Origin of the sequence: Clostridium phoceensis, from assembly GCF_001244495.1 — a bacterium.
GTDB lineage: Bacteria > Bacillota > Clostridia > Oscillospirales > Oscillospiraceae > Lawsonibacter > Lawsonibacter asaccharolyticus.
In genome coordinates, this window is the sequence record NZ_LN866274.1 from 2,775,987 (window position 1) to 2,798,181 (window position 22,195).

A 22,195-nucleotide genomic window follows, 5' to 3' on the forward strand; every position below is an offset into this window, starting at 1 on the left:
GCCATCCTACGACAGATCGCTCCCCAGGGAGCGGGAGGAACCTTATGGATACCATGACTCTGACTCTGAACCACGCCTCCGTCCCCGCTGTCCTCTACGGCTTCCCGTCCCCTCAGGTCTGGCTCTGCCTCCACGGCAAGGGCGGCCGCAAGGAGGAGGCCGAGTCCTTCGCCCAGGTGGTCTGCCCCAAGGGCTGGCAAGTACTGGCCATCGACCTGCCCGGCCACGGGGCACGGTCCGGCGGGCCGGAGCTCTTCACCCCCTGGCACGCTGTCCCCGAGTTGAGAGACCTGCTCTCCCTGTCCGGACAGAAGTGGAACCGCCTGGCCCTCCGGGCCGTCAGCCTGGGGGCCTGGTTCTCCCTGCTGGCCTTTCAGGACCACCCCCTGGACCGAGCCCTCTTCGTCTCCCCGGTGCTGGACATGGAGCGCCTGATCCAGGAGATGATGTCCTGGGCCGGGGTGACCGAGTCACGCCTGGAGGCCGAGGGAGAGATTTCCACTGAGTTCGGTGAGACCCTGTCCTGGCCCTATCTCCAGTACGTCCGCGCCCACCCTGTCTCCCGCTGGGAGACCCCCACCCGCATCCTCTGGGCCCAAAAGGACCATCTGGTGCCCCGGGACACAGTGGACCGCTTTGCCCGCCGCTTCCGCTGCTCCCTGACTGCGGCGGAGGGGATGGAGCACTGGTTCCATACCCCGGAACAGCTGGCGGTTCTGAGGCAGTGGGAGGAGGCGAGCACATGAAGATCCTCATCTCCCCCGCCAAAAAGATGCGGACCGACACCGACACGCTCTCTCCCCAGGCTCTGCCCGCCTTTCTCCCAGAGACGGAGCGCCTGCTCTCCGCTCTGCGTTCCCTGTCCCGGCAGGAGCTGAAGCAGCTGTGGCGGTGCAGCGATGCCATCACTGATCTGAATGTGGAGCGGCTGGCCCGCATGGAGCTGGGGAAGGGCCTCACCCCCGCCCTGCTCTCCTATCAGGGCATCCAGTATCAGTACATGGCCCCCGGCGTCTTTGAGACCGGCCAGTTCACCTATCTTCAGGAACATCTGCGCATCCTCTCCGGCTTTTATGGCATGCTCCGCCCCTTCGACGGCGTGACGCCCTACCGCCTGGAGATGCAGGCCCGTCTGTCGGTGAACGGCTGCCCTGATCTGTACGCCTTCTGGGGAGACAGGCTGGCCCGAGCGCTGGCCGGAGAGGCCGGCTTGGTGGTGGACCTGGCCTCCCAGGAGTACAGCCGGGCGGTGCTCCCCCACCTGCCCCCCTCTGTGGAGGTGCTCACCTGCACCTTCGGCGAGCTGCGTAAGGACGGCCGGGTGGTGGAAAAGGGCACGCTGTGCAAGATGGCCCGGGGGCAGATGGTCCGCTGGATGGCAGAGCGCGGCGTCCGCCGGAGCGAGGAGCTGAAAGACTTTCAGGATCTGGGTTACCGGTATGACGCCGCCCATTCCGGGCACGATCACTATGTCTTTCTCAAAGAAAAAGAGGGATTTTGAACATACTGGAAGCTGGGATGGCTGAAAAACGACCGGGTTTGGCGCTCTTGCCAAACCCGGTCTCATATTACCTGCGCTGATGGAAGCAATGTGTTTGTCAAGTCTACCTCCCCCGCTGTTAAATCAGCCACCCCAGTTCGAGGGAAATGGGCGTCAGTCTGGTGTCCGGACGGACGGCTTCCCCGTGGAAATCGCTGCCCGCTGTGATATGGAGCCCATATTTTTCCGCAAGACGCAGATAGGCGGCAGTCTGTCCCGGGGTATGACGGGGATAGAAGCACTCCAAACCGTCGAGCCCCTTCTCCCGCAGGGTGCGGAGGGTCTCCTCCAATCGATCATCCGCATAGCCCAGCTGGTAAGGGTGTGCCAGCACGGCCCTGCCGCCGGCGCTGTGGACGGCGGCGATGCACTCCGCGGCGCCGGCCTTCCAGCGTTCGATGCGCTGATATTCATCGGAATCCAGATAGCGGTCGAATGCTTCCCGGAGGGAGGTGACATACCCGCGCCGGAGCATCACCTGGGCGAAGTGAGGCCGGGCGACGACCCCGCCGCCTGCCAGTGCCTCCACTTCCTCCAAAGACACATCCATGCCCTTTTCCCGGAGAAAGTCCACGATGCGGAACTTCCGCTCGTCCCGGCTGGCGCGCAGCTTGCGGCAGAGCACTGTCAGGGCGGGGCACTCCGGGCCGAGGTGCAGGCCGAGTATGTGCATGTGCCGGTCCTCGGCCGCCCCCAGCTCCACGCCGCGCAGCACTGTAAGGCCCAGGGCCGTGCCCGCCCGGACCGCCTCCTCGGCGCCGTCAATGGTGTCGTGGTCGGTGACCGCCAGCACCTGGATGCCGGCGGCGGCAGCCTTTTCCACCAGCGCCGCCGGCGCATACTGCCCATCAGACGCGGTGGAGTGGGTGTGGAGGTCTGCCAGGACGGTCATGCTTTCATCTCCTTGCGGATAGCAACGATCCGTATCACCGGCGGGTCATCATTTCCGTAGGGGGCGAAGCCGGTCCGCTCCTGTGCGTACTCCACGCGGAACCCCGCCTCCTGCAGAGAGGCGGTCAGCTCCTCCATGACGATGAAGCGTCGGTAATGATTGTTGTAGAAGAACGCGTTTTTCTCCTGGGGCTGTCCCCTGCCGTACAGCGGATCATGGACGCCCCGCACCTCGATGAAAAACTTTCCGCCGGGCTTGATCGCGCGGTGCATGGCCAGCAGCAGCATCCGCTCCTGCTGCTGGTTGATGGCGTGGATGGTAAAGCGGCTGTACGCATAGTCATAGCTGGCAGGCCGGTGGATGGGGGCGTTGATAAAGTCCCCGCAGAGGAAGCGCGGGTTGTCTCCGCCCCGCTCCCGCAGCGTCTGAATGGCCGTGTCTGACAGGTCAATGGCGATGACAGAGAGGCCCAGGGAGGCAAAGTAGAGGGCGTCCCGCCCGTTGCCGCAGCCCAGGTCCACCAGGGTCCGTCCCGGTTCCACCAGAGTGGCGGCATACCGGGCAAAGGGGGAGGGGTCCATGGGACAGAGGCCGTCCTGATAATAGCGGTTCCAGTAGTCCCGGTTATCGATGGGGTTTTCGACGATGTTGGGATACAGGACCCGCTCGATCTCCTCCACCACCTCCAGAGGGGTGCGTTCTCCGTCGTTCTGAATGATCAGATCGGGGGTCTGGGGCTCGTCAAAGGGCAGGTCCACCCCCACCACATTGTGCCCCCCGGTGTAGAGCCCCTTCTGGTTCCGGGCCAGCAGGGTCTCCGGCTTCACCCTCAGATAGATCTCCTTGTAATTGGGGATATTGGCCCGGTTCCAGGACCGGACGCTCTGATACATGGCGATGGAGCAGCACACCACGTCGATGCCTTGGTCGGAGAGGAGCTTACACACCCGGAAGATCCGCCCCGCCCATCGGAGGCGCTCGTCGTTGGTGTAGCCCACATCCTCACCGAAGGCCACCCGGATCTCGTCACCGTCCAGATAGACCGCGTTGGGCTTGGTGTTTTTGAGCCGCCGGTAAAAGAGGCTGCCTACGGTGGTCTTGCCCGCGCCGGAGAGGCCGGTGAAAAAGTAAACGGTTCCCTTGTGTTCCATGTGGTCCTCCTCAGTGATAGAGCGGCTGTTCCAGCAGGGCCGGGTCCAGCTTGAGCGGCGTCATCATTTTCAGGGGCTGACCATCTTCGTTGATAAAACGCAGTCCCCGCATCAGAAGCTTGGAAACGTGCAGCCGGTTGGAATCCAGGCCGGAGAGGGTATCCTGAATACGCCGTTCGATCTCTTCCTGATCCAAGGGAGCTCCAGTTTTCTGATTATGAGTATTCCGGTATAGAGATTCCCAAGAACGGCTGATAAACCGGTTGAGGGTGGTGAATCTGGATATTTTTTTCGTCACCCACTCTTCATCGACCGGCTCGCCCTTATAATAGTGAAAATCATATCCATAGGTTTCATAGACATCGCGGAGGAAGTATTCCAGAAATGCCCGCTCATCATCATTTGCAAACTCATCATAGGTCCGATACACCGTAGCCGGGTCAAAGCCGCGGGCATTTCCGGCCAGAGATTCCGGGTCGATGCCGCTGGCCCCGGAGCAATAGGTCATGCTCTGGGTGTAGGGGAGGTCAAGGAACTCCGCCAGGGCAGTAAAGGTGGCTTTGGGGTTCAGCTTGCCGTCCTCGAAGCGCACCAGGACGCTGTCCCGGTAGAGTCGATCCCAGGGGTCCACCATAAAGCTGCGGTTGAGCATGCGGGCGGTCAGGTCATCGGCCACAATACGCCCTTCTTTTTCAATTTGCGGCTCCATGAAGCGAATGGTCGCGGCATAGCTGGTGGTGGGACGGCGGATGGGGGTGAAGGTCTTGATGTATTTGAAGTTCTGGAACACAGCGGAGGAACGGATGCGGTCGTACTGCTCCGAGTGGAGCACGGTCTTGTTGCTCTTCGTATCCACTGAGATATCATACGAAATATTATAAAAGTGGGGCTGGAAGAAGAGGATCGGGGTGATGCGGGAATTGGGATCGAGGCTGCTGTTGCTTTCCTGCTGGTTTAAAAAATAGGCAACCAGCAGGTCCTTGTCAGTGGGATGTTTGATCTGGAGGAGCTGACGGTCGGTGGCGGTCTCCAGCCGACGCTCGCGCACCCGGCGGCGCATCTCGTCCAAAAGGTTGTCGATACCATCCAGAATAACGGATTCATAGGCCAGAAGATTGGGGTGCCCATAAAAGATCTCGTTGAAGAAGTCGCCGCCGTTGTGGGCCGCCAGCTGGGTGTGCCAGATCAGGCGGTTCACCTCCCGGATGCCCACCGGGCGCACCGGGTAACGGCTGTAATCGATATGGAACCGTGCCTGAAAATCGATGGGATATTGGGCAAGCTCGTCCTCGATCAGGAAAACAAGCTTCTCTTCCTTCAGCAATTTTTTGAAGGACAGACACTGGAGATGGGCGCAGAAGGTCCCCCAATCCGTGTAGTGAAGGTAGATATGATTCTCCCGGCCCACCCACTCACTCTTGCGCACCGTGTCGTTCAGGTACTCCAGCTGATACTGGGAGTACACATCTGATGCCAGTACAGGCTTTTCGAGGTCATGGAAAAAATTTCGGTCGATCACTGGAGTATGGAAATTCACATAGTCGGAAAAAAGGCCGCTCTTCCAGTCAAAGGGAAGATAGCCGTCATCGTCATAGGGGTAAAATTGAATAGGCAGGTCCTCAAAGGGAAGAAAGTCTCTCCGAAACAGATAGGGATAGCGGGAGAGCAGTGTGCAGTTCTCCTCATACTGCCTGCGGAGAGCTTCCACATTGGGCAGGTAGAAGGCCTGGGTCATCAGCTCCAGCAGTTCCTTTTGAAAAAGACCCCGGCGGTAAAGAGACAGGAAGCTGGTATAGGCCACCCGGTAGTCGCCTTTGGAAAAGAGAAGATAGCTGGCGGCCTCCAGCTCCTCCTCCGGGGACAATCCTGCCGCCTGGAGCGCCAGGGTGTAGGCCCGCTGGGCGTCCGCCGTCTGTCCCAGCTCCGCCAGCCGGCGGGCGATTTTGATCGTATCCATAGAAAAACCTCACGGTCCGCAAGTATTCCTGCGAGGGGCCAGCGCCCTCCGCGCCTAAAAAACGGGGGCCGGGCACTGAGCCCGGCCCCCTGTGGTCGCTGTTCCAGAACAACTGCCCGGGATCACTGCAGCAGCTGCAGCACACCGGGATCACTGCAGCAGCTGCAGCACACCCTGGGGCACCTGGTTCGCCTGGGCCAGCATGGCCTGGGCGGACTGGATCAGAATGTTGTTCTTGGTATAGGCCATCATCTCGTCGGCCACGTCGGTGTCGCGGATGGTGGACTCGGCATCCTGGATGTTCTCCTGCATGACGGACAGGTTGTTGATGGTGTGGTCCAGACGGTTCTGGGTGGCGCCCAGGGTGCCGCGGACGTCGGAGACATAGTTGATGGCACTCTTGATCATGTTCAGAGCCTCAGCGGCGCTGTCCTGGTCAGAGATCTTCATTTCGGTGAGTCCCAAAGCATCTACGTGGCAGTCGTTGATGGAGACCTCCAGCTGATTGAACTTCTCGCTGGTGTCGCCGATCTGGAGGGTCAGATCCTTGCCCGCCTTGGAGAAGGTAGCCGCGGAGGAATTACCGGTGATGCTCACACCGTTTTCCTTGGCAGCCTTCTGCAGTGCAGCATAATCCCCAAAGGTCTTACCATCGGTGCCTTTGGCCTTGCTCACGTAGGTATAGGTAACGCCGTTGATGGTGACGTTGTCACCGGACGCCCACCCAGCAGAGAAGTCGACTGTTCCGCTAGCAGCGGCGATAGCCTGGCCATTCACTTTACCAGTGACGGTGCCTGCATCGATAGCCACCGTAGTGCCTTCCTTCATGGAGCCGTCCAGCAGCTTGATGCCGTTGAAGTTGGCGGAGTCGGCGATGCGGTCGATCTCGCTCTTGAGCTGGTCGACCTCCTTCTGGAGCTGATTGCGGTCGGTGGCGTCCTCAAAGGTGCCGTTGGCGGACTGCTCAGCCAGCTCATACATGCGGTTGAGCATGTCGTGGACCTCGGTGAGGGCGCCCTCAGCGGTCTGCACCAGGGAGATACCGTCCTTGGCGTTGTCCTGGGCCTTGTCCAGGCCGGTGATCTGGGCACGCATCTTCTCGGAAATGGCCAGACCCGCGGCGTCGTCGCCGGCCCGGTTGATCTTATAGCCGGAAGACAGCTTCTCCAGGTTCTTGGACAGGGCGCTGGTGTTGTTGCTGTAGTTGCGGTAGGCGTTCATCGCCATGATGTTGTGCTGAATACGCATAGTGATTTCTCCTTTATTTTTGATATTCCCGGACGGTTCCTTCCCTCCGGTCCGCAGGGGTGGATGGTACTATTCAGACAGGGCCCCGGTCTCGTCCCGGTCCTGTTTGAATCTTGATGCATGGGGAGGTGTCTTCTTCTGGCGCAGCTTACGGATGCAGTCGGGCGCCCCGCCGCTGGACTCCACCAGCTTTCCCCGCACCACAGGGCACTCCCTGGGCGCCTGAACGGCGAGCCGCGTCACTTCACCGGCCTTGACGACCTGGATCACGATATCCTGTCCGATGGTGATGTATTCGCCGGAGCGCACTCCCAACACCAGCATGCTCTTCCCTCCAAACGCCCAAGGCTTTTCCAAGTCCAGAAAAGTGTACTCAGATAGACTTCTGTCTGCTCCTGGGTCTCTGTTATGTACTTCGGCATTCCGGCGGAAAAGTTAAGTATTACAGAGAGAAAAGATTTTTTTCTTTCGTCTATCTGAGTACACTTTTTGGGACTTTTCTTCCTACTCCCTCTGGCACGCCCTCTTCTCCTGCAGACGTTTATACAGCGTGCTGCGCTTCATTCCGCAGACTTCCAGAAGCTGCCCCTCACTTATCTCCCCATTTTTCCAGGCCGTGTAGAGTGCCGGGAAATCAGGAGGTAAGTTTTTCTTTTTTCTCCCCCAGCGCTTCCCGCTGGCCTTCGCCACGGCGATGCCCTCCGCCTGTCTCTGACGTATGTTTTCCCGCTCTTTCTGTGCCACATAGGCCAGTATCTGCAGCACCATGTCGGCCAGGAATTTCCCGGTGAGGCTCTGGTCCTCTCCCCTCCCCCTGGTGTCCAGGAGAGGAAAGTCCAATACCACGATATCCACCTTCTTTTTCCGGGTCAGCAGCCCCCAGTGCTCCAGGATCTCCTCATAGTTCCGCCCCAGCCTGTCGATGCTCTGGACAAAGAGCGCGTCTCCCTCCCGCAGCTTGCGGAGCAGGCGCTGGTATTCCGGGCGGTTGAAATCCTTCCCGCTCTGCTTGTCGATGTAAAGCCTCTCCCTGGCGATTCCCGCCTTCTCCATGGCATAGAGCTGCCGCTCCTCATTCTGACTCTTTCCCGACACCCGAACATATCCATATTCCACGCTTTCCGGCTCCTCCTCTTTCATCGCCCCAATTCAGATCGATGCGGCATAGAACGCCCTGCATAAACAAGCCGCACCAAATGGGAATCGGGAAGTTCCATCAAAAAACCCCGTCCCAAATATGAATTTGGACGGGGTCCTTCTTATTATATCAAAAACCAAAAGCACCCTGCGGAACATGCACTGCCCGTTTTTTCCAGGGGCCTTTTCGGTCGGGGGCCGGCGGGCTGACCGCCCCTGTTTTGAGTCTCAGAAAAAACAGCCCACAAAAAACGCAGTTTAAGGTTGACATACGGCTCAAAATATGGTATGCTTTCATTCGCCTCTGAGTTGGAGATCAACAGGGAGAGATGTCCGAGTGGTTTAAGGAGCCGGTCTTGAAAACCGGTGACTCGCAAGAGCCGTGGGTTCGAATCCCACTCTCTCCGCCACCTCTTTCCTGACGAGGCGCTATTGATAGCTGCAGAAGTACCCAAGTGGCTATAAGGGGCTCCCCTGCTAAGGGAGTAGACGGGTTAAACCGTGCGAGGGTTCGAATCCCTCCTTCTGCGCCAGCTCGTGGCAAGCGACATATCGCTTGCCACGAGCTTTTTCATTTCAATTGCAAAGCTCATCGCGCACTCATTCTGCCGCTCCCTTGCTCCTCCGTTCCAAATCGAATCCACTGCGTTTGGCTTCGATTTGGTGCCGCCCATCGGTCCCCGGAGCTTTTTGCAGGAGGGCTTTTCCCACAAACTGAGAGGACCGCCCATGGGCATGGGCGGTCCTCCTTTTTCCACATGTATCACCACTTCCGGGCCAGGACCGGCTCCGGCAGCACATTGCGGGTGTGCCGGATCTCCTCCCAGACCGTAGTCTGCTTGAAAAAGCTCCCGATGGTGATGGGGAGCCAGCTCAGCAGGAAGAGCCAATAGACCAGCAAGCTCTTCCAAAGGCGGCGGTCCCACTTTCTCTCCACTGTCAGCACCAGGGCGCCGCTCAAGGTGGCGAACACCGCCGTCAGTCCCACGTTCAGCAGGATCGCGCCGCAGAACGCCCCTGCCGCGAAGGTGAAGGGCCGTCCGCTCAGGCCGGCCGCCGCGGCCGCGGCCAGCGTATTGACCACCGCCANGAAAGAAAAAAATCTTTTCTCTCTGTAATACTTAACTTTTCCGCCGGAATGCCGAAGTACATAACAGAGACCCAGGAGCAGACAGAAGTCTATCTGAGTACACTTTTTGGGACTTTTCTTCCTACTCCCTCTGGCACGCCCTCTTCTCCTGCAGACGTTTATACAGCGTGCTGCGCTTCATTCCGCAGACTTCCAGAAGCTGCCCCTCACTTATCTCCCCATTTTTCCAGGCCGTGTAGAGTGCCGGGAAATCAGGAGGTAAGTTTTTCTTTTTTCTCCCCCAGCGCTTCCCGCTGGCCTTCGCCACGGCGATGCCCTCCGCCTGTCTCTGACGTATGTTTTCCCGCTCTTTCTGTGCCACATAGGCCAGTATCTGCAGCACCATGTCGGCCAGGAATTTCCCGGTGAGGCTCTGGTCCTCTCCCCTCCCCCTGGTGTCCAGGAGAGGAAAGTCCAATACCACGATATCCACCTTCTTTTTCCGGGTCAGCAGCCCCCAGTGCTCCAGGATCTCCTCATAGTTCCGCCCCAGCCTGTCGATGCTCTGGACAAAGAGCGCGTCTCCCTCCCGCAGCTTGCGGAGCAGGCGCTGGTATTCCGGGCGGTTGAAATCCTTCCCGCTCTGCTTGTCGATGTAAAGCCTCTCCCTGGCGATTCCCGCCTTCTCCATGGCATAGNGCCGCGAAGGTGAAGGGCCGTCCGCTCAGGCCGGCCGCCGCGGCCGCGGCCAGCGTATTGACCACCGCCACCAGCTGATAGGCCGGGATCAGCATCGTCATGCCTATGTCCAGAAGCGCTCCCCGGGGGGCCGCTGTCATCTGGCGTCCGGTCCGTGGCAGGTACTGCCGCGCCACCTGGATGGTGCCGCTGCTCCACCTCCTGCGCTGCTTTACCGACTCCCGGTAAGTCAGGGGCTGCTCGTCATAGGTGACGGCCAGCGGCACCCAAGCCACCTGCACGTCCGCCAGCACGCACTGGGCGGTCATCTCCAGGTCCTCGCTGATGGTCTCCGTCCGCCAGCCCCCCAGCTTCTTCAGAGTAGAGGCGGCTACCATGAAGCCTGTGCCGTTGATCATGGCGGACAGCCCCAGTCCGGCTTTCCCCTGGTTGTGAAAGCGGTCCATCATCCAGTAGTAGATGGAGTAGCATCCCGAGATGGCGCTGTCATAGGGATTTTTGCTGTCCCGATAGCCCTGGGCCGCCCGGGCCCCGGCCCGATATGCATTGTTCATCTCCTTTAGGAAGCACCGATCCACCACATTGTCCGCGTCAAAGACGCAGAAGGCGTCATAGCGCCGCCCGGAGAGCTGCTCCTCCGCGAAGCGGAGCACCTCCCCCTTTGACCGGACCGGCACGGTGCACTCCAGCACCTCCGCCCCGAACTGTCGGGCGGCCAGCGCTGTGTTATCCGTACAGTTGTTGGGGATCACATAGATGTCATACAGCTCCGCCGGATACTCCTGCTCCAGCAGGCTGTTGATCAGCGGACCAATGACCAGTTCCTCGTTTCTGGCCGCGATCAGCACCGCGAACCGGGTGCCGGCGGGGTGCCGGCCGTAGTCCATGGGCCTGCGCCAAGACATCAGGCCCGTCAGCAGATAGTATCCGCCCCACAGAGAGATCCCCACCGACAGCGCGGCGGTCAGCACCAGGACCGTCCTGACCAGGATGATTTCCAGATTCATGCGCTCGCCTCCTTTGCTGGTTCGAGTGTACCAGACGTTTTTTAAGGACAGGCCCGGGATATGGTTAAGATTTTATAAAAAGTTTCTTAATTTCCCAGTTTAATTCCATATTTATGTCATCCGACCCATATTTACATTTTGTTTATTTGACAGTTTTTTCTGGTACTGCTATAATAAAGTTGTAATGTTACCCAATTTTCTACCTGGAGCAGAGGGCTCTCCCCCTCCATCCCGCACCTGATACCTGAAGGGCGCCCCTCCGGTGCCGTTCTCGTTGGCCCGCTGGCCGGTCTCCGGCCACACCGGAAAAGGAGGTCTCATTTGTTAAGATTCGACCATGTATCCCTGTCCTACGGCAGCCAAAAGATCCTAAACGATCTGTGCTTTGAAATTGAGGAGGGGCAGTTCGCCGTGCTCATCGGCCCCTCCGGCTGCGGTAAGACCACTACACTGAAGATGATAAACCGTCTGATCCAGCCCGACACGGGAAAGATCTATCTGAACGAGGAGGACATCACCTCCAAGGACAAGGTGGAGCTGCGCCGCCACATCGGCTATGTGATCCAGCAGATCGGCCTGTTCCCCAACATGACGGTGGCCCAAAACATCTGCGTGGTGCCCAAGCTGCTGAAGTACTCCAAGGAGCAGTGCGACCAGATCGTCCGCGACATGCTCGCCATGGTGGAGATGCCCTATGAGCAGTACGCCAACAAGTACCCCTCGGAGATGTCCGGCGGACAACAGCAGCGCATCGGCATCCTCCGGGCACTGGCCGCCTCCCCTCCTATCGTCCTGATGGATGAGCCCTTCAGCGCCCTGGACCCCATGACCCGCCGCTCCCTGCAGCAGGAGGTGAAGGGCCTCCAGCAGAAGCTGCACAAGACCTTCATCTTCGTCACCCACGACATGGCGGAGGCTCTGGATCTGGCCGACGTCATTATCTTCATGGACCACGGCAACATCGTCCAGATGGCGCCTCCGGAAGAGATGCTGGCCCACCCCGCCAGCGGACAGATCCAGGACTTTTTGGGCAATTTCATCGACACCCACGCTCAGAAGGAGCTCACCGCCGCCGACTTCATGCGCTCCGGCGTGTCCACCGTTTCCGCCCGCCGGGGCGTCAACGAGTGCGTCAGCAAGATGCAACGGCGCAACGTGGACACCCTGATCGTGGTGGACGACCAGGACCGCTATCAGGGCACCGTGTCCATTGCGGACATCCGCCTCACCGGCCATGTGGTCAAGACCATCGAGCCCCTGATCCGCTGCAACACCCCCACCGTCCACACAGGGGACAGCGCCAAGGACTGCTTCGACCTGCTGATCTCCAGCGGCGCCCCCTACCTCATCGTCCTGAACGAGGAGGAAAAGGTGGACGGCATCATCACCAAGACCAGCATGACCTCCGCTATGGCGGAACAGCTTTGGGGGTGAGACACATTGGGATGGGATAAACTTCCTGTGGCCATCGGCCAACATCTTCTGTTCACCCTGGTGTCCGTCGCCATCGGCTTTGCCCTGGGCCTTGTGCTGGGCATCCTGCTGTCACGGCGGCCCAAGCTCTCCGGAGTAGTCCTGCCCGTCTTGTCCGTCTTCAACACCATCCCGGGCATCGTGTTCATCGGTCTGCTGGTGCTGGCCTGGGGGGCGGGCACTGCAACGGTACTGGTTGCCCTGGGCATCTACGCCACTTTCCCGGTGCTGAAAAACACCTATGCCGGCTTGGTATCCGTGGACCAGCAGTACATCGAGGCTGCCCGTGGCTGCGGCATGAGCGCCATACAGAGCCTGATCCGGGTGGAGCTGCCCCTGGCCATGCCCACCATCATCGGCGGGCTGCGCATGTCCACCGTCTACACCGTCAGCTGGGCGGTACTGGCCTCCATGATCGGCGGCGGCGGCCTGGGGGACTTCATCTACTCCGGGATCAGCTCCAATGACAACGGCCTCATCCTGATGGGTGCCATCCCCGCCGCCCTCCTGGCTTTCGTGCTGGGCTCTCTGGTGGATCTGGTCCAGCGTCAGGTGGTCCCCAAGGGGATGCGGAAGGGAGGGGATAAGGTATGACCGCTTCCATGATCTTAGAGCACCTGTCTCTGGTGGTCGCCGCCCTCATCTTCGCCGTCCTGGCGGGTGTTCCCCTTGGCATCCTCTGCCACTTTTATCCTGCTGCCCGGAAGATCGTCCTCCGAGTGGTGGACCTGATCCAAACCACCCCCGCCTTGGCACTGCTGGGCATCATCATGGTGTTCATCGGTCCGGGCAAGCCCACTGTCATCGTGGGTCTGGCCCTCTACTCCCTGCTGCCCATCGTCCGCAACACCTGCCTGGGGCTGGACCAAGTGCCTGAGCACCTGATCGAGGCGGGCAGGGGCATGGGCATGACCCGTACCTACCGCCTCGTCCATGTGGAGATCCCCATCGCCGCCCCCATCATCTTCACCGGCATCCGCATTGCCGCAGTCAACGCCATCGGCACCGCAGTCTTTGCCTCCTTTGTGGGCGGCGGAGGCCTGGGCAGCGTCATCACCACCGGCATCCGCCAGGAGGACATGCAGGCCATCCTGGGCGGCACCGGCGTACTCATGGCGGCGGCCCTGGTTCTGGACCTGCTGATGGGCATGGCGGAGCGGTATCTCAACAGCCGGGACAGCCAGCGCCCCAGGGGCCGCAGGATGGCCGCCCGGGGAGCTGCCGTCCTCTCCTGTGCGGCGGCCCTGGCCCTGTGCGTGTACGCCTTCCTGCCCAAGAGCACCGCCGGCCTGCTCCTCTATGAGGGCCAGTTCTCCGAGGTACAGCTGGTCAACAGCATGATCAAGCAGTTGGTGGAGGACCGCCATGGCATCCCTGTCACCATCCAGGACGAGATGACCGCGGTGAACAACTTCAACGCCCTCACCGCCGCCAATCACTCCTGCGATCTGATGTACACGTGGGACGGCACCCTCCTCACCACCATCATGGGGCTGGACACCACCGATATCCCAGAGGGACAGACCCTCTACGACTTTGTCAACGAGAAGATGAATGAGGAGTACGACCTCCAGCTGCTGGGCAAGATCGGTGTCAACAACACCTACGTCATCGGTGTCACTCAGGAGGTGGTGGATACCTACCACCCGGAGACCATCAGCGACCTGGTGCCCATCGCCGGAGAGCTGCGCTTCTGCGCTGAGCAGGACTTCTTCACCGACGCGGGCAACATGAAGTTCGGTCCCATGGTGGAGACCTACGGCCTGAACTTCCAGGTGGCCAACCCGGTGGACATTATGATGAAGTACACCCTGATCGAGCAGGGCGCTTACGATGTGATGGTGGTCTACGCCACCGACGGCCTGAACAAACGGGCCAATCTGACTCTTCTGGACGATGACCAGCACTTCTTCCCCGACTACTACGGCACCATTCTGGCCCGCAGCGACGTATTCGAACGCTTCGCGGAGGATGCTCCCGGCCTCAAGGAGACCATCCAGCTCCTCAACGAGCAGTTCACCGACGAACTGATGAGTGAGCTCACCTATCGGGTGGACGTGGCGGGCGAGGAGGTGGAGACCGTCGCCCACGACTTCTTGGTCCAGTCCGGTCTGCTGGATGCCTGATGTCCTTTTGATCCCCTGCCGAATCCTGCGGCGGGGGATCTTCTATTGTGGAAAAACTAAAAGAGAGCCCGAGGCAACTCTCATTGCCTCGGGCTCTCTCCATCAAGTTATCTGTCAGGCGCTGTAAAGCGGTCTTACTTAATCATGCTGGCGACCTCGGCGGCGAAGTCGTCCTCTTTCTTCTCGATGCCCTCGCCGGTCTGGAAGCGGGTGAAGGCCTTGACGGTGATCTTGCCGCCCAGCTGCTTGGCCACCTCAGCCACGTGCTTCTCCACGGAGATCTTATTCTCCTTGACGAAGGCCTGCTGGAGCAGGCAGTTCTCCTCGTAATACTTGCCAATGCGGCCCATGACCATCTTCTCGATGATATTCTCGGGCTTGCTGGCATTCTTGGGGTCCTCCTTGGCCTGGACCATCAGGATCTCCTTCTCCTTGTCCAGGGTGGCCTGATCCACGTCGCTCTTGTCCAGGAAAGTGGGGTTCATGGCGCAGATCTGCATGGCCACATCCTTGCCCACCTCGACGACCTTGGCCATGTCAGCGATGCCCTCCACGGCCAGGTTCACCAGCACGCCGACCTTGCCGCCCATGTGGATATAGGGCACATTGACGCCCTCGGCATAGCGGACGAAGCGGCGGATCTGGATGTTCTCCCCGATGGAGAGCACCTTGTCGGCGGTGACGGAGGCGATGGTGCGGTCGGTGCCGGGGTAGGTCATCTCCTGGAGTGCGGCCACATCGGCGGGGTCCTCGGCGGCGATGACGGAGGCCACGTCCTTGACAAAGCCCTGGAACACCTCGTTCTTGGCCACGAAGTCGGTCTGGGAGTTGACCTCCACCACGACGCCCACGCCAGCCTCATTGACGATGGCGTAGGAGACGCCCTCGGCGGCCACCTTGCCGGCCTTCTTGGTCTGGGCGGCAAGGCCCTTCTCACGCAGCCACTCGATAGCCTTGTCCTTGTCGCCGTCAGCGGCGGTCAGCGCCTTCTTGCAGTCCATCATGCCCACGCCAGTCATCTCGCGCAGGGCCTGTACGTCTTTCGCGGTAAAAGCCATTTGTATTACCTCCATAAAATATGATCGTTTTTTCTCTGGAATACAGAAAGAGAGCGCCCGCCCGTCCGTCGGGCGGGCGCTTTGGGTCAAGGCTTACTGCTCCGCGGCGGCGGGAGCGGCCTCCTCAGCAGCGGGGGCCTCATCCTGGCCCTGCTTGCCCTCCTGGATGGCGTTGGCCATGACGGAGGAGATCAGCTTGATGGCGCGGATGGCATCGTCGTTGCCGGGGATGACGTAGTCGATCTCATCGGGGTCGCAATTGGTGTCCACGATAGCGACGATGGGGATGTTCAGCTTGCGGGCCTCGTTGATGGCGTTGCGCTCCTTGCGGGGGTCCACCACGAACAGGGCGCCGGGCAGCTTCTTCATCTCAGTGACGCCGCCCAGGTACTTCTCCAGCTTGGCGATCTCGCCCAGGTGCTTCATGACTTCCTTCTTGGGCAGCATGTCGAAGGTGCCGTCCTCCTGCATCCGCTTGAGCTGATTCAGGCGGTCCACACGGCCCCGCATGGTCTTGAAGTTGGTGAGCATGCCGCCCAGCCAGCGGGCGTTCACATAGTACATGCCCACGCGGGAAGCCTCTTCCTTGATGGCCTCCTGGGCCTGCTTCTTGGTGCCCACGAAGAGCAGGGTCTCGCCCTTCTCGCCCAGCTCACGGACGAAGTTGTAGGCCTCCTCCAGCTTCTTCACGGTCTTCTGCAGGTCGATGATATAGATGCCGTTGCGCTCGGTGTAGATGTAAGCGGCCATCTTGGGGTTCCAACGACGGGTCTGGTGGCCGAAGTGCACGCCGGCCTCCAGCAGCTGCTTCATAGATACGACTGCCATGATTCTTGTTTCCTCCTAAAATTCAGTTTGATCTTTCTGGGCGCCTCATATTCCCCGCCAACCCGGCCGAGGCCGGGCACTGGGCGGAAAATCAGCACTCCCAGGCATAATGCGCTGGTAGTATATCACAGTTTTCCGCCGAATACAAGTATTTTTTGAAAAAAGTGAGCGGGCAGCTCCCCTTTTCTGTCTCTGCCCTGCCCTTCAGGAAATTTCTTCAAATTTCGCAAAAGCAAAAAAGAAGTGTTCCCTTGAAAACAGTCCGCACTTGTGCTATACTTCTTTTAAAAATAACATAATAATTATTTTGAATATTATTGCTCACGTATCGGGAACCAGGAGATCAGCTGGAGGGTCTTTTCTTCTTGTAAAAAATCGTAATTTAAATTTCATGATCATGCCCATATGGGCATGATCCATCTTCAAGATTGAAGATGGCAGGCGTTTCCCACTAAAACGCGCTTTAATTATAGACGTAATTTATATTTCGTTTTATTGAATCAGCGGTATCATCCGCTTATTCATACAGCAGACCCTATTTTTTGTAAAGGAGTGTTATGCATGAAAAAACGGCTTTTGGCCATCGTGATGACGATGGCCATGGCACTGTCTCTGCTCCCTGTCACAGCACTGGCTGACGGTGCGGACATCGGCAGTCAGCCCGCGGGGCAGGTGCAGGAGGACCCCGATCTGGGGAACACCGGAGGCGGCGGGGACGATCCGCTTCCCGGGGACGGCCCGAACGAGGGGGACGATCCCACCCTGCCCGGGGACGGCCCGGACGAGGGGAATGATCCCACCCTGCCCGGGGACGGCCCGGACGAGGGGAATGATCCCACCCTGCCCGGGGACGGCCCGGACAAAGGGAACGATCCCAGCCTCCCCGGAGATGGCCCAGATGCTGGAGACGACCCCAGCGTTGAAGGGGTTCTTACGGCGGCTACATCTGATGCGATCGCAGCAATTGGTGATACGGAGTACACAACCCTGGAAGAATTTGCAAACGCACTGAAAGGCATTAAGAGTGAGACTGAGACTAAAGTTGAACTTCTCTCTGATTTGGTGAACTATAATTACGACAAGGTAGTTGACCTTAGTCTCCCCTCTAATGTAACGCTGGAGGGAAATAATAATACCATCGAAGGAAATATTAAGGTTACAGTCCAAAAGGACGCAAGTAATGTGACCATTCAAAACGCAATGTTCAAGGATATCCACAATAATGTTGATGTGGGTTCGGGTGGTAACTATGGTTTCAATAATAAGACCGGAAATCTGACGGCTATCTATGGATCCGGGCTGACAGGAACGTTCACCATAACTGGATGCACATTTGAGAATGTTGATTGGGATGCCATCCAAATCACACCTTTAAAGGGTGCGAACATTACTATTACAGACAATATTTTCCGCACGGATGCCGAGTGTCAGACTGTTCGGTTTATCCATGTTGAGTCAGCCCAAAACACAGATTTTTCTATTTGTGCTACCCGAAATAAATTTTTTGGTGTTGAGGCGTTAAATCAGACAGGTCTGGAAGTGTATTATCCTGTCAACGCCGATAAAGTAAATTTAAGTGGTAATTACATGGATGCGCCAATGGCGGTCTGTATTGGAACAGGTGGTACAAGTTATAATAATGCTTGGCAAAAGGCTTGTCCTTTTAAGGATGAAAACTTAGACGAAGATATTATGCCCATTGCCATGAGAGAGGTCAGTGCTGGCAATCGTCTGTACCTGACAGAAGACGAGGTTGCGGCGGACGGCGTCAAAGTTTTGGCTGGTGAGAATTGTTATGATACAATTTCTGCCGCTATTTCCGCCGCGAGTGGTTCTAGCATTCAGGTAAAGCTGCTGAATGATCTGAAGGAAGATATCACCATCCCCGAAGGCAAGACCCTCACTCTGGACCTAAACGGCCAAACCCTGACCAATGCGTCCAGCCACACCATCGTCAATCATGGCACCCTGACCATTCTGGACAGCGCCGGCGGCGGTGTGGTGGATGTGGTCACCCATGGCAAGGCGGCGCTATACAACAAGGGGGCCATCCCCGAGATCTCTGGCGGCACCTTTACTAGAAGCAAGGAAGCCGGCACCACTGAGGGTGGAAACGGGAACTCCTGGTACACCGTTTACAATGCCGGCACCATTGAGAAGATCACAGGCGGAACCTTTGAAAACAGCGGCACCTTCTCCTCCATGCTGGTAAACGGCTGGAACAACCCCGGCCCTGCTGTGCAGGGATACATCGGCACCATCTCTGGCGGCACCTTTACCGGCGGCAGCATCACCATCAAAAATGATGACGGCGGCAAGATTGACAAGATCTGCGGAGACGCCGTAATCACCAACGAGACCCAGACAGCCATCCAAAACACCAGTACCATCGGCGAGATCTCCGGCGGCACCATCTCCGGCGGCGGCCGGGCTATCTACAACTCCAGCTGGAAGGATGGGGCAGAGGAATACATCGGCACTATTACCATCAAGGATGGCGCTGTCATCAAGGGCGGAATCAACAATACAAATTGGGGCGGCAGCAGCAACACAGTCACCCAGTTTGCAAAGACCACCATCGAGGGCGGCAAGATCTCCGGCTCCCTCACCGATGACGGCCTTAGCGCCTCCGGATGCCAGATCGTGATCTCCGGCGGCTATTTCACCGCCGATCCTACCAGTTATCTTGTCAGCGGCAAGGATGCCGTAGCCAGCAATCAGGATGGCTACCAGTACATGGTGGGCACGCTGGCCCTGAGCCAGCAGACCCTCGCCCTGACCAAGGGCGGCGAGGCCGTCCTGTCTGTCAATGCCGAGCCCTGGGGCGCTGTGCCTGCTTCCGCTGTGTCCTGGTCCAGCGACAATGAGGCTGTGGCCGCTGTGGACAACGGCACTGTGACCGCTGCGGCTCCCGGGACGGCTACCATCACCGCTGAGGTAAACGGAAAATCACTGACCTGCTCCGTCACAGTCAGCTACGCCGGTGTGGACGGCATCTCCCTGGACCGCTCCGCCCTGACACTTGTCAGCGGCGGCAGCACTGCCCTGACCGCCACCGTCTCCCCTTCCAATGCAGACCAGACGGTGACCTGGACCAGCAGCGACGAGGCCGTTGCCACTGTGGCTCAAGACGGCACCGTCACCGCCGTGGCCGCCGGTGAGGCCATCATCACTGCTTCTGCTGGCGCTTACCGCGCCTCCTGCACTGTCACCGTCACCGGGGCGGACGTAGACGTTCTCCCCAGCACCGAGCCTACCGAGACTGTGGACCAGCTGCCTGACGGCCTGAATGATGAGGTCAAGGAGGCCGTAAACGAGGCGGCCGGCACTGTGAACGCAGGCTCCGCCCTGTCTCAGGCAGCCCAGGAACAGGCCGGCCAGCTGGCCGACAGCGCAGAAAAGGACGAACTGCTACAAAAAGGACAGTCCGAACTTGGGAGCGAGGAGATTGTCCTCTATACTCAGACCTATCTGCAGGTCACCACAGTAGACGCTCTGACCGGTACGGACGGCAGTATTAACTCCGTCACCCTGGACATCTCGCCCAAGGGACAGGTGGTGGCCTCCACCGCCAGCACCGCAGGCGATATCAACCAGGGCAACTCCGTGGTGGTCAAGGAGATCCCCCAGGAGGATCTGAACATCACTGGAACCGCCCATGTCACCCTAACCCTGCCCGACGACTTTGCCGGCAAGACCATCTATATCAAGCATCAGGCCTCTAACGGCAGGACCTATTTTTACACCGCGGAGGCGGATGAGGGAGCCAATCTCACCTTCAGCACCCGCCACGGCTTCAGCCCCTTCACCTTCTCTCTGACCAACGAGGCAGCGGCCCAGGTGGAAGATGTGGGTTACGCTGATCTTCAGGACGCTATCGACGCGGTTGCTGACGGAGGCACTATCACCGTGCTGAAGGATGGCCTGGGCACGGTCACCATTCAGGGCAGTAAGACTTTTACCCTGGTCAAGGGTGAGGACGTCGATACCCTGCCCACTCTGGTGGCCGCCTCCGGGTACCGTCTGACGGATCACGGCAACGGTTCCTATACCATCTCCCGCCGCTCTTCTGGCGGCGGCTCCAGCGGCTCCGCCACCTACACGGTCAGCGTGGACAGCAGCCGCCACGGCGACGTCACTGTCTCCCCCAAGAGCGCCTCCAAGGGCACCACGGTCACCATCACTGTCAAGCCCGATGACGGCTATGAACTGGATGAGCTGACCGTCACCGACAAGGACGGGGACTCCATCAAGCTCAAGGACAAGGGCGACGGCAGGTTCACCTTCACCATGCCCGCCTCCAAGGTCACGGTAGAGGCCGTCTTTACGGCTCTGGAGCAGGAGGAGGAACAGCCCCTCTTCTCCGATGTGGCAGAGGACGACTGGTACTATGATGCAGTGGCCTATGTGGCCGAAAACGGCATCATGTCGGGCACCGATGGCTCCTGCTTCTCCCCCAACGGCACACTGACCCGTGCCATGCTGTCCCAGATCCTCTATGCCATGGAGGACAAGCCCGCTGTCTCCGGCGCGGCCACCTTCTCCGATGTGGCCGCCGGCGCATGGTACGCCGATGCGGTGAACTGGACTGCGGCCCAGGGCATCGTGGCCGGCATGGGTGAAAATTCCTTCGCTCCTGATGCCCCGGTGACCCGGGAGCAGCTGTCCCTGATCCTCTATGGCTACGCCAGATACAAGGGCTATGACACCAGCGCCTCCGTCAGCCTGAGCGGTTACGCCGACCGGGACAGCGTCGCCGTCTGGGCGGCCGACTCCATGGGCTGGGCCGTGTCCGAGGGCCTGATCTCCGGCAGACCCGGAGGCTATCTGGACCCCGCCGGCACCGCCACCCGGGCCGAAGTGGCCCAGATCCTCATGAACTTCTGTGAGGATCTTGCTCGCTGACCTCCCCTTTTTTGTTCCCCTCATAGGGAAAGGCCCGCCGGTCTGTGACCGGCGGGCCTTTCCCGTTCCGCGCCTCTCTCACCGGCGGCGGCGCAGTGCCCGAGGCTGGGGCTCCTGCTCCACCAGGATGATGTCCTCCCCAAACCGCCGCACCCGGTCCCAGGGGATATAGCGGTCCTCCTCCCGGCCCAGCAGGCCGAACAGCCGCAGCCGCCCCGGCACCACCAGGGCCCGGACCTGCCCGCTCTCCAGGTCCACCTCCATGTCCCCCACATATCCAAACCGGCTGCCGTCGGTGACGCTGATGACCTCCTTGTACCGCAGCTCCGCGATCCTGGTCTCCATGCTCGGACCTCCTTCCAGGGGATGTTCTTCCTGCCCTCAGATTATGAGCTGCGGGCCCGTCCTATGCCCCGCCTGCCCGCAAAAAAGAGGGGGGCGCCGCGCAGTCCGCGGCGCCCCCCTTGAAAACGGTCCGGCATCCCTTATTCCAGGTTCAGATGTTTTTTCAGGAGATACCGGGTCAGAGCAAAGAACCCGGCACCCAGAACCGCGATGCCCAGGATCAGCAGCCACATGAGCAGGTGTCCCCCCGTATCCCCCTTCTGCTCCATAAACCAGCGGCCGATCTCCGCCATCCAGGGGGAGGAGACGAAGATCTCCAGCAGACCGGTAAAGAGGATATTCAGCGCCACTGCAAAGCCAAAATAGGCGCCGAAGGCTGCCAGGGTACGGTGCTTCCGGGCCAGGTGGCCCACCGCAATGCTGGCATAGATGTGCAGCATGCCCACGGCGCCGGCGGCCAGACACAGGATGAGCACCTCCAGGAGGAGCAGCCAGTCGCTCCAGTCCACATATACGATCATGTCAAAAAAATCACCGGGCAGGTCGAGCCACATGGTGCCGTCCAGCGCCAGGGCCAGCACGGCCAGGATGGCGGCCGCCACAGAAAGCACGTCCAGCAGCACCGCCACAACCAGCTTGGCAGTGATATGCTGGGACACACTGGCGGGCAGGGGGAACATCAGGGATCCCTCGTCCCCCCGCAGGTTTTTGGAAAAGCGCTGGATCTTGATGATCAGGGTCAGCACGCAGGCAGCCCTAA

Annotated in this window: 19 protein-coding genes and 2 tRNA genes; 8 read left to right on the forward strand and 13 right to left on the reverse strand. The window is 59.5% G+C overall.

Translation table 11 applies throughout. The features are described 5' to 3' along the window. The first annotated feature begins 44 nt into the window (after positions 1-44). Positions 45-746 carry an alpha/beta hydrolase gene (locus BN1969_RS14320; RefSeq protein ID WP_336454712.1) on the forward strand — a complete coding sequence of 234 codons (702 nt, stop codon included), beginning with the start codon at positions 45-47 and terminating at the stop codon, positions 744-746. Beyond that, a complete protein-coding gene (gene yaaA, locus BN1969_RS14325; RefSeq protein WP_050624928.1) occupies positions 743-1,501 on the forward strand; it encodes a peroxide stress protein YaaA in 759 nt (252 codons plus the stop codon). Before BN1969_RS14320 ends, yaaA begins: the two co-directional genes overlap by 4 nt. Before the next feature lie 118 nt (positions 1,502-1,619). Here the strand turns inward: yaaA and BN1969_RS14330 are convergent, their stop codons facing one another. The 6 genes from BN1969_RS14330 to BN1969_RS14355 all read right to left on the reverse strand — a co-directional run bounded on the left by BN1969_RS14330 (position 1,620) and on the right by BN1969_RS14355 (position 7,904). Next, positions 1,620-2,432, reverse strand: a complete 813-nt coding sequence (locus BN1969_RS14330) for a PHP domain-containing protein (protein ID WP_050624929.1) — start codon at positions 2,430-2,432, stop codon at positions 1,620-1,622. Continuing rightward, entirely contained in the window at positions 2,429-3,583 is a 1,155-nt protein-coding gene (locus tag BN1969_RS14335) for an adenylyl-sulfate kinase (RefSeq protein ID WP_050624930.1), read from the reverse strand. The genes BN1969_RS14330 and BN1969_RS14335 overlap by 4 nt, the downstream gene beginning before the upstream one ends. A 10-nt stretch (positions 3,584-3,593) precedes the next feature. After that, entirely contained in the window at positions 3,594-5,540 is a 1,947-nt protein-coding gene (locus tag BN1969_RS14340; RefSeq protein WP_050624931.1) for a hypothetical protein, read from the reverse strand. 150 nt (positions 5,541-5,690) lie between these two features. After that, positions 5,691-6,788, reverse strand: coding sequence for a flagellin N-terminal helical domain-containing protein (locus BN1969_RS14345; RefSeq protein ID WP_050624932.1), 1,098 nt, complete (start codon positions 6,786-6,788; stop codon positions 5,691-5,693). Between the two features lie 69 nt (positions 6,789-6,857). Then, entirely contained in the window at positions 6,858-7,112 is a 255-nt protein-coding gene (locus tag BN1969_RS17305; protein WP_077138775.1) for a carbon storage regulator, read from the reverse strand. Between the two features lie 180 nt (positions 7,113-7,292). After that, positions 7,293-7,904 carry a recombinase family protein gene (locus BN1969_RS14355; RefSeq protein ID WP_301578371.1) on the reverse strand — a complete coding sequence of 204 codons (612 nt, stop codon included), beginning with the start codon at positions 7,902-7,904 and terminating at the stop codon, positions 7,293-7,295. A gap of 344 nt (positions 7,905-8,248) precedes the next feature. Between BN1969_RS14355 and BN1969_RS14360 the strand changes: the two genes are divergently transcribed. Both BN1969_RS14360 and BN1969_RS14365 read left to right on the forward strand, forming a co-directional pair. Next, positions 8,249-8,335: transfer RNA gene (locus BN1969_RS14360), tRNA-Ser, on the forward strand. 31 nt (positions 8,336-8,366) lie between these two features. Then, positions 8,367-8,458, forward strand: a tRNA-Ser gene (locus tag BN1969_RS14365). 230 nt (positions 8,459-8,688) lie between these two features. Here BN1969_RS14365 and BN1969_RS14370 read toward each other — a convergent pair. The 3 genes from BN1969_RS14370 to BN1969_RS18695 all read right to left on the reverse strand — a co-directional run bounded on the left by BN1969_RS14370 (position 8,689) and on the right by BN1969_RS18695 (position 10,700). Further along, positions 8,689-9,009 carry a hypothetical protein gene (locus BN1969_RS14370; RefSeq protein WP_050624934.1) on the reverse strand — a complete coding sequence of 107 codons (321 nt, stop codon included), beginning with the start codon at positions 9,007-9,009 and terminating at the stop codon, positions 8,689-8,691. 127 nt (positions 9,010-9,136) lie between these two features. Next, a complete protein-coding gene (locus BN1969_RS17315) occupies positions 9,137-9,649 on the reverse strand; it encodes a recombinase family protein (protein ID WP_242850408.1) in 513 nt (170 codons plus the stop codon). Further along, a complete protein-coding gene (locus BN1969_RS18695; protein ID WP_050624936.1) occupies positions 9,531-10,700 on the reverse strand; it encodes a glycosyltransferase family 2 protein in 1,170 nt (389 codons plus the stop codon). Before BN1969_RS18695 ends, BN1969_RS17315 begins: the two co-directional genes overlap by 119 nt. A gap of 321 nt (positions 10,701-11,021) precedes the next feature. Here BN1969_RS18695 and BN1969_RS14385 point away from each other — a divergent pair, with 321 nt between their 5' ends. Genes BN1969_RS14385 through BN1969_RS14395 form a run of 3 tightly spaced genes read left to right on the forward strand, consistent with a single transcriptional unit; the run spans position 11,022 to position 14,299 of the window. After that, complete coding sequence (locus BN1969_RS14385) at positions 11,022-12,134, forward strand: ABC transporter ATP-binding protein (protein WP_050624937.1); 1,113 nt, start codon at positions 11,022-11,024, stop codon at positions 12,132-12,134. A 27-nt stretch (positions 12,135-12,161) separates the two neighbouring features. Beyond that, entirely contained in the window at positions 12,162-12,767 is a 606-nt protein-coding gene (locus tag BN1969_RS14390) for an ABC transporter permease (protein ID WP_242850351.1), read from the forward strand. Continuing rightward, positions 12,764-14,299, forward strand: a complete 1,536-nt coding sequence (locus tag BN1969_RS14395) for a glycine betaine ABC transporter substrate-binding protein (protein ID WP_050624939.1) — start codon at positions 12,764-12,766, stop codon at positions 14,297-14,299. The genes BN1969_RS14390 and BN1969_RS14395 overlap by 4 nt, the downstream gene beginning before the upstream one ends. Positions 14,300-14,433: 134 nt before the next feature. On the opposite strand, the gene tsf is transcribed toward BN1969_RS14395, so the two are convergent. Together tsf and rpsB are read right to left on the reverse strand one after the other, a co-directional pair. After that, positions 14,434-15,357 carry a translation elongation factor Ts gene (gene tsf / locus BN1969_RS14400; RefSeq protein WP_050624940.1) on the reverse strand — a complete coding sequence of 308 codons (924 nt, stop codon included), beginning with the start codon at positions 15,355-15,357 and terminating at the stop codon, positions 14,434-14,436. 93 nt (positions 15,358-15,450) lie between these two features. Next, positions 15,451-16,185, reverse strand: coding sequence for a 30S ribosomal protein S2 (rpsB, locus tag BN1969_RS14405; RefSeq protein WP_050624941.1), 735 nt, complete (start codon positions 16,183-16,185; stop codon positions 15,451-15,453). A gap of 561 nt (positions 16,186-16,746) precedes the next feature. On the opposite strand from rpsB, the gene BN1969_RS17635 reads away from it, so the two are divergent. Then, entirely contained in the window at positions 16,747-21,090 is a 4,344-nt protein-coding gene (locus BN1969_RS17635; protein ID WP_082203616.1) for an S-layer homology domain-containing protein, read from the forward strand. Between the two features lie 78 nt (positions 21,091-21,168). On the opposite strand, the gene BN1969_RS14420 is transcribed toward BN1969_RS17635, so the two are convergent. Beyond that, positions 21,169-21,435 carry a YlmC/YmxH family sporulation protein gene (locus tag BN1969_RS14420; protein ID WP_050624943.1) on the reverse strand — a complete coding sequence of 89 codons (267 nt, stop codon included), beginning with the start codon at positions 21,433-21,435 and terminating at the stop codon, positions 21,169-21,171. A 140-nt stretch (positions 21,436-21,575) separates the two neighbouring features. After that, on the reverse strand, positions 21,576-22,195 hold a 620-nt coding region (locus BN1969_RS18325), incomplete at its 5' end, for a hypothetical protein (protein WP_187120354.1).